We start from the raw sequence: 14,120 nt of genomic DNA on the forward strand, positions 1-14,120 counted from the left end.
TTTAGGCCTCATATAAATCAAAAACTAACAGGCAGCCTGATGGTGCACTGCCTGCGCGTGACGGCGGCAAAGGGAAAGCCCTGAGCCGACTACTCTTTCTCGGCAATGTACGGATCGGCATACCCAAGAGCAAGCATTATCTCTGTTTCCAGCGCTTCCATCTCTTCGGCTTCATCGTCTTCGATGTGGTCGTAACCGAGCAGATGCAGGCTGCCGTGTACAACCATATGTGCCCAGTGGGCCTCCAGCGGCTTCTCTTGTTCTTTGGCTTCCTGCTCAACCACCTGACGGCAGATGATCAGATCGCCGAGCAGCGGAAGCTCGATCCCTGGCGGGGCTTCAAACGGAAAAGAAAGCACGTTGGTGGACTTATCTTTCCCGCGATAGGTCAGGTTCAGGTCGTGGCTTTCGGCTTCGTCTACCAGACGAACGGTGACCTCAGACTCTGGCTGAAACTGAGGAATAACCGCATCCAGCCAGCGCTGAATTTGTGCTTCATCCGGCAGGCCGCTTTCTGCTTCGCAGGCAACCTGTAAATCTAAAATAACCTGACTCATTTGCTCTCCTGAGCGGTAGCCTGCAGGGCAAGGGCTTCGCGTTTACGCTCGGCGGCAAGCTCGTCTTTGCGTTTTTGATCGGCGGCTTCCCAGGCTTCATAGGCGTTAACAATGCGGGCCACAACCGGGTGGCGTACCACGTCTTCGCTGTTAAGGAAGTTGAAGCTGATTTCATCCACCTCGGACAGGACGTCGATAGCATGACGTAAGCCGGACTTGAGGTTACGTGGCAGGTCTATCTGCGTCACATCGCCGGTAATCACCGCCTTGGAGTTGAAGCCTATACGGGTCAGGAACATTTTCATCTGTTCGGTGGTGGTGTTCTGACTTTCATCGAGAATGACAAAGGCATCGTTCAGGGTTCGGCCACGCATGTAGGCGAGCGGGGCCACTTCGATAACGTTGCGCTCAATCAGCTTTTCGACTTTCTCGAAGCCCAGCATTTCAAACAGCGCGTCGTACAGCGGGCGCAGGTATGGGTCAACCTTCTGGCTTAAATCGCCGGGCAGGAAGCCCAGTTTTTCGCCCGCTTCAACCGCCGGGCGGGTCAGCAGAATGCGGCGGATCTCCTGGCGCTCCAGCGCATCAACCGCGGCGGCAACGGCAAGATAGGTTTTCCCTGTCCCTGCCGGCCCTATGCCGAATGTGATGTCGTGGTCGAGAATATTCGCGATGTACTGCGCCTGATTAGGCGTTCGCGGCTTAATGACGCCACGCTTAGTTTTAATATGGATAGCTTTACCGTAATCCGGCACGCTGTCGGCCGTTTGCTCCAGCACCCGGCTTTCTTTAATAGCCAGATGAATTTGTTCCGGGTCGATATCCTGGCTTTGGCCGCGCATTGGCGCGGTGTCTACGTACAGATGTCGCAGAATATCCGCCGCGGCGTTAACGGAAAGCTCACGACCGGTGAGCCTGAAGTGATTGTCACGGCGGTTGATTTCAATCCCCAGTCGGCGTTCCAGCTGTTTGATGTTGTCATCAAAAGGGCCGCACAGACTAAGCAGACGGGCGTTATCCGCCGGTTCCAGCGTTAATTCACGTGTTTCGATATTCAAACTTATCCTCTTGGTCACTCGGGGCCAGTTAGAGTAAACGGTCTCGCGTAGCCGAAAATACGGTTCGGCTACAGGGAAATTATTTATCCCGCAGCGTGATGGCGCAAGCGTCACAATTGATATTTGGGTGATGCCTTCAGAATGCAAGTGCAAACAATGAGACGGCCTGCCGGGACGTGGAATTAGCGTTCCGGCAGGCCGTGGAGAGAATTAAGGCTGGTAAGTCCCAACGCCAATGTCATTCTCTTTGCGGGTACGAGCGATAACGGAAGCCGGGGTTTCAGCAATACGCAGGCCCATTTCGCTTTCTGTGCGCACCAGCTTCGCGCGCAGGGAGTTAGTCAGGACTTCGGTGATTTCGACATCCACGAATTTCCCTACCATATCCGGCGTCCCTTCGAAGTTCACCACACGGTTATTTTCGGTACGGCCGGACAGCTGCATAATGCTTTTACGCGAAGTCCCTTCCACCAGAATACGCTGTACCGTACCCAGCATTTTACGGCTCCATTCCATTACCTGCTGGTTAATACGATCCTGTAGGATATAAAGGCGCTGTTTTTTCTCTTCTTCCGGCACGTCATCAACCAGATCGGCCGCCGGGGTGCCCGGACGAGCGGAGAAAATAAAGCTAAAGCTGGTGTCAAAGTTGACGTCAGCAATCAGCTTCATGGTTTGCTCGAAGTCCTGGCTGGTTTCGCCTGGGAAGCCGACGATAAAGTCTGAGCTGATCTGGATGTCCGGGCGCGCTGCGCGCAGCTTGCGGATAGTCGATTTATACTCCAGCGCGGTATGCGTGCGCCCCATCATATTCAGCACACGGTCGGCGCCGCTTTGAATCGGCAGGTGCAGGAAACTCACCAGCTCCGGCGTGTCGCGGTAGACTTCGATAATGTCATCGGTAAATTCAATCGGGTGGCTGGTGGTGAAGCGAATGCGGTCGATACCGTCAATCGCGGCAACCAGACGCAGGAGCTCGGCAAACGAGCAGATGCCGCCGTCATAAGCCGCGCCGCGGTATGCGTTAACGTTTTGACCCAGCAGGTTAACTTCACGCACACCCTGTTCCGCCAGTTGAGCGATTTCAAACAGAATATCGTCGCAAGGGCGGCTCACTTCTTCGCCACGGGTATAAGGCACCACGCAATAGGTGCAATATTTGTTGCAGCCTTCCATGATGGAGACGTAGGCGGTCGGGCCGTCGGCCTTTGGCTCCGGCAGGCGGTCAAATTTTTCGATTTCCGGAAAGCTGACGTCCACCACCGGGCTGCGGGTGCCGCGAACCTGGTTGATCATTTCCGGCAGGCGGTGCAGGGTTTGTGGCCCAAAGACGATATCTACATAGTGCGCCCGCTGGCGAATTTTTTTTCCTTCCTGAGAGGCAACGCAGCCGCCGACGCCAATGATCACGTCCGGGCGTTTGGCTTTGATATGCTTCCAGCGCCCCAGCAGGTGAAACACCTTTTCCTGGGCTTTTTCGCGAATAGAACAAGTGTTCAGCAGCAGAACGTCCGCTTCATTCGCGTTATCGGTCAGCGTAAAGCCGTGGGTGCTGTCCAGCAGGTCGGCCATCTTCGATGAATCGTATTCGTTCATCTGGCAGCCCCAGGTTTTTATATGGAGTTTTTTTGTCATCGACTTGCCATTGCTCAAGGTGAAGTCAGGAATTAAGCCGGATAGTGTAATGCTTTGCTATGGATGTGACCAGCCTGGGAAAAGCCAGTAGAATCAGCAAAGATGAATGAAGGAAAGAGACTTATGGTAAATCAACCAATTGAAGTAGCCGTTGTTGGCGGCGGTATGGTCGGCGCGGCGGCAGCGCTGGGGCTGGCACAGCACGGTTTTCGTGTGGCGGTGATTGAACATCATGCCCCTGAGGCTTTTGTTCCAGGTTGCCAGCCTGACGTCCGCATTTCGGCCATCAGCAGCGCATCGGTTGGCCTGCTCAAGTCTCTTGGCGTCTGGGACAGCGTTTTAGCGATGCGCGCACATCCTTATCGCCGGCTGGAAACCTGGGAATGGGAGAGCGCACACGTTAGCTTTAATGCCGAAGAACTGGGCTTACCCGAGCTGGGCTTCATGGTCGAGAATAACGTGCTGCAGCGCGTGCTTTGGCAAGCGCTTGAGGCGCATCCGAATATCTCTTTACGCTGCCCGGCGAGGCTGCGGCAAATCCATCGCCAGGCAGCAGGTTGGACGCTCGAGTTTGATGACGGCGCTTCACTCAATGCTGAAATGGTGATTGGTGCGGATGGCGCGAATTCCCAGGTCAGAAAATGGGCGGGGATTGGCGTACATGCCTGGCAGTATCGTCAGGCCTGTATGCTGATTACCGTTAAATGCGAGTTTGAGCCGGGGGACAGCACCTGGCAGCATTTCACGCCGACAGGGCCGCACGCTTTCCTGCCGCTGTTCGATAACTGGGCCTCTCTGGTTTGGTATGACACCCCGGCACGTATTCGGCAGCTGCAGGGAATGAACATGCCCCAGCTGCAAAAAGCGATTACGGCCGCTTTCCCTCAGCGACTCGGGGCGGTTACGCCGGTTGCCAGTGGGGCATTTCCGCTGACTCGTCGACACGCTTTGCAGTACGTCCAGCCAGGGCTGGCGCTGATAGGGGACGCAGCGCATACGATTCATCCTTTGGCCGGGCAGGGCGTTAATCTGGGATATCGTGACGTGGATGCTTTGCTTGATGTCCTGATCGGTGCCCGTAGCCATGCGGAAGCCTGGGCGAGCGAGGCTATACTGAAACGTTATCAGAGGCGCCGTCAGGCGGATAACTTCCTGATGCAGAGTGGAATGGATCTGTTCTATGCGGGATTCAGCAATAACCTGGGGCCGCTGCGCGTGGTGCGAAATATTGGGCTGATGGCGGCGGAAAGAGCCGGTGGCCTGAAGCGTAAAGCGCTGAAATACGCCCTGGGATTATAATGAAGATGAGCAGGGCGGTTTCCCGCTCTGCTCATGCTAGCTAAATGCCAGATAGCAAAAAGCCCGCTTGCGCGGGCTTTTCAGTGTGTGGCTGGGGTACGAGGATTCGAACCTCGGAATGCTGGTATCAGAAACCAGAGCCTTACCGCTTGGCGATACCCCAACAGGGTGCGCTCACAGAGTGAACGACTTTTGAAATTGGCTGGGGTACGAGGATTCGAACCTCGGAATGCTGGTATCAGAAACCAGAGCCTTACCGCTTGGCGATACCCCAACAATTTTTTTGGATTTATCGAAGTTAATCAATAATTCCTTTGTATGGTGGCTACGACGGGATTCGAACCTGTGACCCCATCATTATGAGTGATGTGCTCTAACCAGCTGAGCTACGTAGCCAAACTCTATCATATTTTTCGATGGCTGGGGTACCTGGATTCGAACCAGGGAATGCCGGTATCAAAAACCGGTGCCTTACCGCTTGGCGATACCCCAATAACTGTCGCGGTGAACCGCATGTATCGAAAAATAATGGCTGGGGTACCTGGATTCGAACCAGGGAATGCCGGTATCAAAAACCGGTGCCTTACCGCTTGGCGATACCCCATCCGTGCAACGCGAGAGATAAATGGTGCGGGAGGCGAGACTTGAACTCGCACACCTTGCGGCGCCAGAACCTAAATCTGGTGCGTCTACCAATTTCGCCACTCCCGCATAAAAAAGATGGTGGCTACGACGGGATTCGAACCTGTGACCCCATCATTATGAGTGATGTGCTCTAACCAGCTGAGCTACGTAGCCATCTTTTTACGCGCTACCTTATCGGCGTTGCGGGGCGCATTATGCTGAGTTGACTCTACAGCGTCAACTAGTTTTTTCCCGAAAACCCGCTCAGAATGCTCGTTTGAATGACTTGCGAACAGCTTGCTTGAAATATCGACAATAACGCACGTTTTTGTTTTTAATTCCGCTTAAAAACAGGGATAAAGCCGCGACAGGAATACAGAAACGACAACGGGCCATAAGGCCCGTTGTTTTAAGCTAAATCAGCGATTAATAGGCGGCCTGGTGCACACCTACCGCGCGTCCTGATGGATCGTTCATGGTTTTGAACGACTCATCCCATTCGATTGCTTTTGCGGAAGAACAGGCTACTGACGGGCCGCCAGGTACGCATTCTGCCGCGCTTTGCAGCGGGAATAGCTCTTCAAAGATTTCGCGGTACAAATAGGCTTCTTTCGAGCCCGGAGTGTTGTACGGGAAGCGGTAGGCGGCGGTCGCCAACTGCTGGTCGCTAATCTGTTCAGCGGCCACTTCTTTCAGCGTATCGATCCAGCTGTAGCCCACGCCGTCAGAGAACTGCTCTTTCTGGCGCCACGCCACGCTTGCCGGCAGGTAGGATTCGAAGCACTCGCGCAGGACATGCTTCTCCATTTTGCCGTTGCCGCACATTTTGTCCTGCGGGTTGATGCGCATTGCCACGTCGAGGAATTTTTTATCCAGGAACGGGACGCGGGCTTCAACGCCCCAGGCAGACATCGCCTTGTTCGCACGGGCACAGTCAAACATGTGCAGAGCCTGCAGTTTACGCACGGTTTCTTCATGCAGTTCTTTGGCATTTGGCGCTTTGTGGAAGTACAGGTAACCGCCGAATACCTCATCAGAGCCTTCCCCGGACAACACCATTTTGATGCCCATCGCTTTAATCTTACGCGACATCAGGTACATCGGTGTTGAAGCGCGGATCGTTGTCACATCGTAAGTTTCGATGTGATAGATAACATCGCGGATAGCATCCAGACCTTCCTGCACGGTGAAATGGATCTCGTGGTGAACCGTGCCCAGGTGGTTAGCGACTTCCTGCGCGGCTTTCAGGTCAGGAGAACCTTCGAGGCCGACGGCGAAGGAGTGCAACTGCGGCCACCACGCTTCGCTGCGCTCTTCATCTTCTACGCGACGTGCGGCAAATTTCTTGGTGATCGCGGAAATCACGGAAGAGTCCAGCCCGCCGGACAGCAGAACACCATAAGGCACGTCGGACATCAGGTGGCTCTTGACGGAATCTTCCAGCGCCTGGCGCAGCGCGTTTTTGTCCGTGACGTTGTCTTTTACTTCTTCGTAGCTGAACCAGTCGCGCTGGTAGTAGCTGCGAATCTCGCCGTCTTTGCTCCACAGGTAGCTGCCCGCCGGGAACTCTTTGATGATGCGGCAAACAGGCACAAGGGCTTTCATTTCTGAAGCGACGTACAGGTTGCCGTGTTCATCGTGGCCCATATACAGCGGGATAATACCAATGTGGTCACGGCCAATCAGGTAAGCGTCTTTCTCGCTGTCGTAAAGTGCGAAGGCGAACATCCCCTGCAGCTCATCAAGGAAGTCAGGGCCTTTTTCCTGATACAGCGCCAGGATGACTTCACAGTCTGAACCGGTCTGGAAGGTATAGCGGTCGCCGTATTCGGCGCGCAGAGCCTGGTGGTTGTAGATTTCGCCGTTAACCGCCAGGGCATGAGTTTTTTCGGTGTTGTACAGCGGCTGAGCACCCGCGTTGACGTCAACGATGGACAGACGTTCGTGCACAAGAATCGCTTTATCGCTGGCGTAAACACCTGACCAGTCCGGACCACGGTGGCGCATCAGGCGCGATAATTCCAGCGCTTTTTTGCGCAATTCAACTGCATCAGTTTTGATATCCAGAACGCCAAAGATAGAACACATATAACTTCTCCGTACACTTGCCTGAGCGATTTGAGTTGTGGTGCTGCGTTGCCGATTTTTGCTTTTACTGCGGCTTTGCTGCGTTGCTTAGTAATGAAAATGCTCAATCGCTGAAGGGAATGCAAGGCTTTTAGCTTTCAGCTAATAAATAGTGCAGTGAGGATTGCTGATTGATGAAAAATGACGATGTTTTGGGCGTTAAAATTAACGGATCGTCAATTTTTAACAATTCGCACTGAGGTTTGCTTCTGCTACGCGGCGATTTTTTATCGATATAAAAATGCCGGCTCTGGGCCGGCATTCTGAATTAGAAGATATCGATTTCAGCCACAGAGGGGTAAATCCAGCTCGGCCTGAAGGGCATATCGTCAACGTTGTTCAGGCTGGAGACGCCAGACAGCACAAGGATGGTTTCAAGACCGGCCTGGAAGCCCGCGAGAATATCCGTCCGCAGGTTATCGCCGACGATAACGGTTTGCTCGGAATGCGCCTGCATTTTGTTAAGCGCCGCGCGGATAATCCACGGGCTTGGTTTGCCGACATAAAACGGCTCGCGCCCGGAGATTTTCTCAATGCCAGCGCAAAGCGCGCCGCAGGCCGGACTAAATCCGTGGCCGTGGCTGTCAGGGTTGGTGGCAATAAAACGCGCCCCGTTTGCCACAAAGTAAGCGGCTTTATGCATCATCTCCCAGTTAAAAGAGCGGGTTTCACCGACGATGACAAAGTCGGGATTAATGTCGGTAATGGTAAATCCAGCTTTATAGAGCTCGTGAATCAGCGCCCCTTCACCGACGACGTAGGCTTTCTTACCTTCCTGACGACGGAGGAAATCAGCCGTGGCCATGGCCGAGGTGTAAAACACGCTCTCCGGCACGTCGATGCCCGCGGAGGCAAAGCGGTTGGCAAGATCCTGGCTGGTCTGGGAAGGGTAGTTGGTTAGCAGCACCAGCGGCATTTCTTTTTCAAGAATACGTGCCAGAAATTCATTAGCGCCCGGCACAGCGACGTTGTCGTGCATTAGCACGCCGTCGATATCACAAATTACGTTCTGGATGGTGGTCATTAACAACTCTGGCTCACGGAATGAAGTCGGTAACTATAGCGTAAAATGCTGCCTGGGCAGCATTAACTTTCCAGCAAATGCTGAAGCAAGACGCCGTTTAGCATTGAGCGCTTAACCAGCGCAAAGGCGCCAATTGCCGACCGGTCGTCCAGCTTTGAGCAGACGATAGGCAAGTTTTTACGGAAGGCATTCAATACCTGGGTGTTGATGCAGCCTTCGATGGCAGGCAGCAGCACTTTTTCGGCTTCGATTATCTCGCCGGCAAGGACGACTTTTTGCGGGTTAAACAGGTTAATGGCGATGGAGATGGCTTTCCCCAGATGGCGGCCAACATGTTCCAGCACTTCACAGGCCAGCGCATCGCCTTTATTGGCCGCTTTGCAGATGGCCTGAATACTACAATCATCCAGCGTCAGGCGGCTGTTGTAGCCTTGCTCCAGCAAATGGCGGACGCGTTTTTCAATGGCGGCGTTCGCGGCAATGGTTTCCAGGCAGCCAAAATTACCGCAGTGGCAGCGCTCGCCCAGCGGATCGACCTGAATGTGGCCAATCTCACCCACGTTCCCATTACGGCCGATAAAAATCCGCCCGTTTGACAGAATTCCCGCCCCGGTGCCGCGATGGACTCGCACCAAAATAGAGTCTTCGCAGTCGTGGGTTGCACCGAAGTAGTGCTCGGCCAGCGCCAGGCTGCGAATATCATGGCCGACAAAACAGGTCACCTTGAAACGTTTTTCCAGGCTGTCGACCAGCGCCCAGTTGTTGACGGCGATGTGCGGCATATAGCGGATCACGCCGCTTTCGGGGTCAACCAGCCCTGGCAGGATGACGGAAATAGCGATAAGTTCGCGGGTTTTACGCTGCCAGGTTTCGATGAAGTGGCTAATGGCGTTAAGCAGCGCATGCTCGAGCGTTTCCTGTGTGCGTTCCGGCAGCGGATAGTGCTCTTCGGCGATGGATTTCGCGCTCAGGTCGAACAGGGTGATAGTGGCGTCGTGGCGACCAAGACGCACGCCAATAGCGTGGAAGTTACGTGTTTCAGTCGTAATAGAGATAGCGCGGCGGCCGCCGGTGGAGGCCTGCTGATCGACTTCTTTTATCAGGCCGCGCTCAATAAGCTGGCGAGTAATTTTTGTGACGCTGGCGGGCGCAAGCTGGCTTTGTTCGGCAATCTGGATGCGCGAGATAGGACCGTGCTGATCAATCAGGCGGTAGACCGCCGCGCTATTCAGCTGTTTTACCAGGTCAACGTTACCAATTTGGGCTTGTCCGCCAGTCGTCATGCTATTTACTCAGTTACGACCTCGTTACCATTAACGATGGTCTTGATAATTTTATAGTCGCGGTTAAACACGGTGAGGTTGGCCACTTTACCGGCTTCGATTGCGCCCAGGTGTTTATCCACGCCCATGGCGCGAGCTGGGTAGAGGGTTGCCATTCGCAGAACTTCATCCAGTGCGATGGCCGCGTGCTCCACCAAATTGCGAACGCCTTGAATCATGGTCAATGCAGACCCACTCAGCGTACCGTTCTCATCTACACACAGACCGTCACGGTAGTATATTGTTTTGCCAGCAAAAATGAACTGATCGATGTTGGCACCTGCCGGCGCGGTTGCGTCGGTAACCAGGCACAGTTTATCGCCCTTCACGCGTTTTGCGGTGCGGATGTTCGCATAATCCACATGTAAACCGTCAGCAATGATGCCACAGTAAACGTCGGCTTCATCAAAAATTGCGCCCGCAAGGCCAGGTTCACGGCCGGTAATATAAGGCATCGCGTTGAAAAGGTGGGTTGCGAAGGTGATCCCTGCGCGGAAGCCAATTTTGGCTTCTTTAATCGTTGCATTGGAATGACCCGCAGAAACGATGATGCCTGCAGCAACCAGTTTCTGAATGACTTCTGGCTCAACCATTTCAGGTGCGAGGGTGATTTTGGTGATCACATCGGCATTCTGGCAGAGGAAATCAACCAGCTTCGCATCCGGCTTGCGGACGAAGCCTGGGTTGTGCGTCCCTTTTTTCACGATGTTGAGCCACGGCCCTTCAAGGTGCAAGCCCAGCGCCTGATGGCTGTATTTCGCCAGATAGTCGCGCATGACTTTCACGCCCTGCATCATCAGCTCGTCGCTGGTGGTGATAAGCGTTGGCAGGTAGCTGGTGCAGCCTGAGCGTTCGTTTGCTTTCTGCATGATTTCCAGCGTTTCAACGGAAACGGCTTCTGCGGTGTCGTTAAACTGCACGCCGCCGCAGCCGTTCAGCTGTACATCAATAAAACCGGGGGCAATGACGGCACCGCCCACATCGCGCGTTTCGATACCTGCTGGCAGTGCATCAACAGGGCAAACGCGCTCAATCAGGCCATCGGCAATAACTACCGCCTGGTCATCCAAAATTTCGTGGCCGGTATAAATCCGACCGTGGATTAATGCATACATATCCTACCCCCGGTAATAACGTCGTGCTTTAAGACTGTAAGATCGCTAATAAAGAGGAAAAGCCGAAACACCTTCCTCTTTATGACTGACTTTAGAAAACCAATGCATTGATTTTCCAGAGCTACTGACGCCCTCAGCGGTTGCCGTTTGAGACGCATCAGTGGCCGACCAGGCCTTAAAGGCCTTTAATGTTTTCTGCTTCCAGCTCGTTGAAATATTTCAACGTTTTCACCTTCAGCTCCATGGTGGACGGCTCGTCACACACGATCACCGCCTTCGGATGCAGCTGCAGGCAGGTGATAGTCCACATATGGTTAACGTTGCCTTCCACGGCCGCCTGCAGCGCCAGCGCTTTGACGCCACCCAGCACCAGGATCATCACTTCTTCTGCATCCAGCAGGGTGCCTACGCCAACGGTCAGCGCGTATTTAGGTACCTGAGTCACGTCGCCGCCGAAGAAGCGGGAGTTTGCCACGCGTGTGTCATGGGTCAGGGTTTTAATACGGGTGCGGGAAGCCAGAGAAGACGCTGGTTCGTTGAACGCGATATGACCGTCGTTACCCACGCCGCCCATGAACAGGTGAATTTTACCGTAGGAGCGAATTTTCTCTTCGTAGCGGCGGCACTCTGCATCAACGTCTTCCGCATTGCCGTTCAGCAGGTTGATATTTTCTGCAGGGATATCAACGTGATCAAAGAAGTTGCGGTGCATGAAAGTATAATAACTTTCCGGGTGTTCTTTCGGCAGGCCGACGTATTCATCCATGTTGAAGGTAACGACGTTCTTAAAGCTAACCTGGCCTGCTTTATGCATCTCAACCAGAGCTTTGTAAGCCTCCAGCGGCGTGCCGCCGGTTGGCAGACCCAGAACAAAAGGACGGTCCGCGGTCGGTTTGAATGCATTGATGCGATTTACAATATGGCGAGCTGCCCATTTGCCGACTTGTGCCGGGGTAGCCAGGGGAATCAGTCTCATCATTCACCTCGTAGTTTAAGAGTAAAAATAGGGTTAGCTGAATCGATCTCGATAAGCATAAGGGTAAACCACTTTTATACTGAACCGACAGGGATCAATCCGCCTTGATTTTTTGAATCATAAAATAAGTTTTCGGAGATAGCCAGTGAAGGGGGAGGGTTGAAGCGATATTTGGTGATAAATATCACAAAAAAGGTGCGTTTAATTTGCGGTACGAATTAATTTTTTTCACACTTCACCGTGTGATGTGAATCGTCGCCGTGTATTCAATGTAAGTAAGACAATAAAAACACTGCTTGAGCGAGCCTTAACGGGGTCTCATAGGGGGAATAAAGTGAGTATTCTAGGTTATCTACAGCGCGTGGGCCGGGCACTTATGGTGCCGGTGGCTACACTGCCAGCAGCAGCAATATTAATGGGGGTTGGTTACTGGATTGACCCAGTTAGTTGGGGTGGAGACAACGCGTTAGCCGCGCTCTTCATTAAATCCGGTTCCGCCATTATCGATCACATGTCCGTGTTGTTCGCCATCGGCGTCGCTTACGGTATGTCCAAAGACAAAGACGGTGCCGCGGCACTGACCGGCTTTGTTGGCTTCCTGGTTCTGACCACCCTCTGCTCACCGGCAGCGGTTGCTATGATCCAGAAAATTCCGGTGGATCAGGTTCCGGCGGCATTTGGTAAAATTGAAAACCAGTTCGTAGGTATTCTGGTCGGTATTATCTCTGCGGAATTGTACAATCGCTTCAGCGGCGTTGAGCTGCCGAAAGCGCTTTCGTTCTTCAGCGGTCGCCGTTTGGTTCCTATCCTCACCTCATTCCTGATGATTGTTGTTGCCTTCATCATGATGTACGTCTGGCCGATGATCTTCGACGGTCTGGTGAACTTCGGGGAGCACATTCAGAAGCTGGGTTCTGCGGGCGCAGGTATCTACGCCTTCTTCAACCGTCTGCTGATCCCGGTTGGCCTGCACCACGCTCTGAACTCCGTGTTCTGGTTTGACGTGGCAGGGATTAACGACATCCCTAACTTCCTGGGTGGCGCTCAGTCCATCGAAGCAGGTAAAGCGGTTGTCGGTATCACCGGTCGCTACCAGGCGGGCTTCTTCCCAATCATGATGTTCGGTCTGCCGGGTGCAGCGCTGGCCATCTACCACTGTGCACGTCCTGAAAACAAAGCAAAAGTTGCCGGTATCATGATGGCCGCTGCTTTCGCTGCGTTCTTCACCGGTATCACCGAACCGCTGGAGTTCTCCTTCATGTTCGTTGCACCGGTACTGTACGTGATTCACGCAGTGCTGACCGGTATCTCCGTATTTATCGCAGCAAGCATGCACTGGATTGCGGGCTTTGGCTTCTCCGCGGGCCTGGTGGATATGGTGCTTTCTTCCCGTAACCCGCTGGCAACCCACTGGTGGATGCTGATCCCTCAGGGTCTGGTGTTCTTCGTTCTTTACTACGTGGTGTTCCGTTTCACTATCACCAAATTCAACCTGCTGACGCCAGGCCGTGAACTGGCTGTAGCCGGTGACGAAGCTGATGGTCAGGACGTGAACGTGAGCGGTGACGCAAACCAGGACGTTTCTGGTCTGGCTCGTCAGTACATCTCTGCGGTAGGTGGCTCTGCAAACCTGACCGGTATTGATGCCTGTATCACTCGTCTGCGCCTGAGCGTGAAAGACTCTTCCGTTGTTAACGAAGCGCTGGCTAAGCGTCTCGGTGCGACAGGCGTTATTCGCCTGAACAAAACCAGCGTGCAAATCATCGTTGGCTTTGCTGCAGAAAAAATTGCTAACGCAATGAAAACAGCTGGCACTGTAGAAGCAGCGGCGCCTGTTGCTGCTGCGGCACCGGCTCCTGCGGCTAAACCACAGGCTGTTCCAAACGCGACCAGCACAACTATTGCCGCTTTGGTTTCTCCAGTCACTGGCGACGTGGTTGAGCTGGATCAGGTGCCTGACGAAGCTTTCGCCAGCAAAGCAGTCGGTGATGGCGTAGCCGTTAAGCCAACGGACAAAACCGTGGTTTCTCCTGCCGCCGGGACCATCGTGAAAATCTTCAACACCAACCACGCGTTCTGCCTTGAAACAGAAAAAGGTGCAGAGATTGTGGTTCACATGGGCATCGATACCGTTGCTCTGGGTGGCAAAGGCTTCACGCGTCTGGTGGAAGAAGGGGCCGAAGTGGTTGCCGGCCAGCCGATTCTGGAAATGGATCTCGATTTCCTGAACGCTAACGCACGCTCCATGATTAGCCCGGTAGTTTGCAGCAACATCGACGACTTCAGCGGTCTGGTTATCCAGGCTAAAGGTCAGGTGGTTGCAGGCCAAACGCCACTGTATGAGATTAAAGGCAAATAATCGCTCCTGAGTAAGCATTTGTGC

At 53.6% G+C, this 14,120-nt stretch carries 10 protein-coding genes and 7 tRNA genes; 2 read left to right on the plus strand and 15 right to left on the minus strand.

The annotated features are described in order from the left end of the window. Window positions 1–89: 89 nt before the first annotated feature. The 3 genes from ybeY to miaB form a co-directional block, all read right to left on the minus strand. Complete coding sequence (ybeY, locus tag A936_RS07060; RefSeq protein WP_008456081.1) at window positions 90–557, minus strand: rRNA maturation RNase YbeY; 468 nt, start codon at window positions 555–557, stop codon at window positions 90–92. Continuing rightward, complete coding sequence (locus A936_RS07065; RefSeq protein ID WP_008456082.1) at window positions 554–1,615, minus strand: PhoH family protein; 1,062 nt, start codon at window positions 1,613–1,615, stop codon at window positions 554–556. The genes ybeY and A936_RS07065 overlap by 4 nt, the downstream gene beginning before the upstream one ends. 210 nt (window positions 1,616–1,825) lie before the next feature. Then, entirely contained in the window at window positions 1,826–3,250 is a 1,425-nt protein-coding gene (gene miaB / locus A936_RS07070) for a tRNA (N6-isopentenyl adenosine(37)-C2)-methylthiotransferase MiaB (RefSeq protein ID WP_008456083.1), read from the minus strand. 123 nt (window positions 3,251–3,373) lie between these two features. Between miaB and ubiF the strand changes: the two genes are divergently transcribed. Further along, complete coding sequence (gene ubiF, locus A936_RS07075; RefSeq protein WP_008456085.1) at window positions 3,374–4,549, plus strand: 3-demethoxyubiquinol 3-hydroxylase; 1,176 nt, start codon at window positions 3,374–3,376, stop codon at window positions 4,547–4,549. Between the two features lie 88 nt (window positions 4,550–4,637). Here ubiF and A936_RS07080 read toward each other — a convergent pair. The 12 genes from A936_RS07080 to nagB all read right to left on the minus strand — a co-directional run bounded on the left by A936_RS07080 (window position 4,638) and on the right by nagB (window position 11,737). After that, window positions 4,638–4,712, minus strand: a tRNA-Gln gene (locus A936_RS07080). A 36-nt stretch (window positions 4,713–4,748) separates the two neighbouring features. Next, a tRNA-Gln gene (locus A936_RS07085) sits at window positions 4,749–4,823 on the minus strand. A 45-nt stretch (window positions 4,824–4,868) separates the two neighbouring features. Then, window positions 4,869–4,945: transfer RNA gene (locus tag A936_RS07090), tRNA-Met, on the minus strand. Window positions 4,946–4,966: 21 nt separating this feature from the next. Then, window positions 4,967–5,041: transfer RNA gene (locus tag A936_RS07095), tRNA-Gln, on the minus strand. A gap of 37 nt (window positions 5,042–5,078) precedes the next feature. Next, window positions 5,079–5,153 (minus strand) — tRNA-Gln (locus A936_RS07100). Between the two features lie 22 nt (window positions 5,154–5,175). Continuing rightward, window positions 5,176–5,260 (minus strand) — tRNA-Leu (locus A936_RS07105). Window positions 5,261–5,270: 10 nt separating this feature from the next. Next, window positions 5,271–5,347: transfer RNA gene (locus A936_RS07110), tRNA-Met, on the minus strand. 252 nt (window positions 5,348–5,599) lie between these two features. Next, complete coding sequence (gene asnB / locus A936_RS07115; RefSeq protein ID WP_008456088.1) at window positions 5,600–7,261, minus strand: asparagine synthase B; 1,662 nt, start codon at window positions 7,259–7,261, stop codon at window positions 5,600–5,602. A gap of 307 nt (window positions 7,262–7,568) precedes the next feature. Then, window positions 7,569–8,324, minus strand: a complete 756-nt coding sequence (locus A936_RS07120; protein ID WP_008456091.1) for an HAD-IIA family hydrolase — start codon at window positions 8,322–8,324, stop codon at window positions 7,569–7,571. Window positions 8,325–8,386: 62 nt separating this feature from the next. Continuing rightward, complete coding sequence (gene nagC / locus A936_RS07125; protein ID WP_008456092.1) at window positions 8,387–9,607, minus strand: DNA-binding transcriptional regulator NagC; 1,221 nt, start codon at window positions 9,605–9,607, stop codon at window positions 8,387–8,389. Between the two features lie 5 nt (window positions 9,608–9,612). Further along, entirely contained in the window at window positions 9,613–10,761 is a 1,149-nt protein-coding gene (gene nagA / locus A936_RS07130) for an N-acetylglucosamine-6-phosphate deacetylase (protein WP_008456095.1), read from the minus strand. A gap of 175 nt (window positions 10,762–10,936) precedes the next feature. Continuing rightward, the gene (gene nagB / locus A936_RS07135; RefSeq protein ID WP_008456097.1) at window positions 10,937–11,737 is read right to left on the minus strand and encodes a glucosamine-6-phosphate deaminase; all 801 of its coding nucleotides are present in this window, start codon (window positions 11,735–11,737) and stop codon (window positions 10,937–10,939) included. 334 nt (window positions 11,738–12,071) lie between these two features. Here nagB and nagE point away from each other — a divergent pair, with 334 nt between their 5' ends. Next, complete coding sequence (gene nagE, locus A936_RS07140) at window positions 12,072–14,096, plus strand: N-acetylglucosamine-specific PTS transporter subunit IIBC (RefSeq protein ID WP_008456098.1); 2,025 nt, start codon at window positions 12,072–12,074, stop codon at window positions 14,094–14,096. The last annotated feature ends 24 nt before the right edge of the window (window positions 14,097–14,120 follow it).

This window comes from Enterobacter sp. Ag1, assembly GCA_000277545.1.
Taxonomy (GTDB): domain Bacteria; phylum Pseudomonadota; class Gammaproteobacteria; order Enterobacterales; family Enterobacteriaceae; genus Cedecea.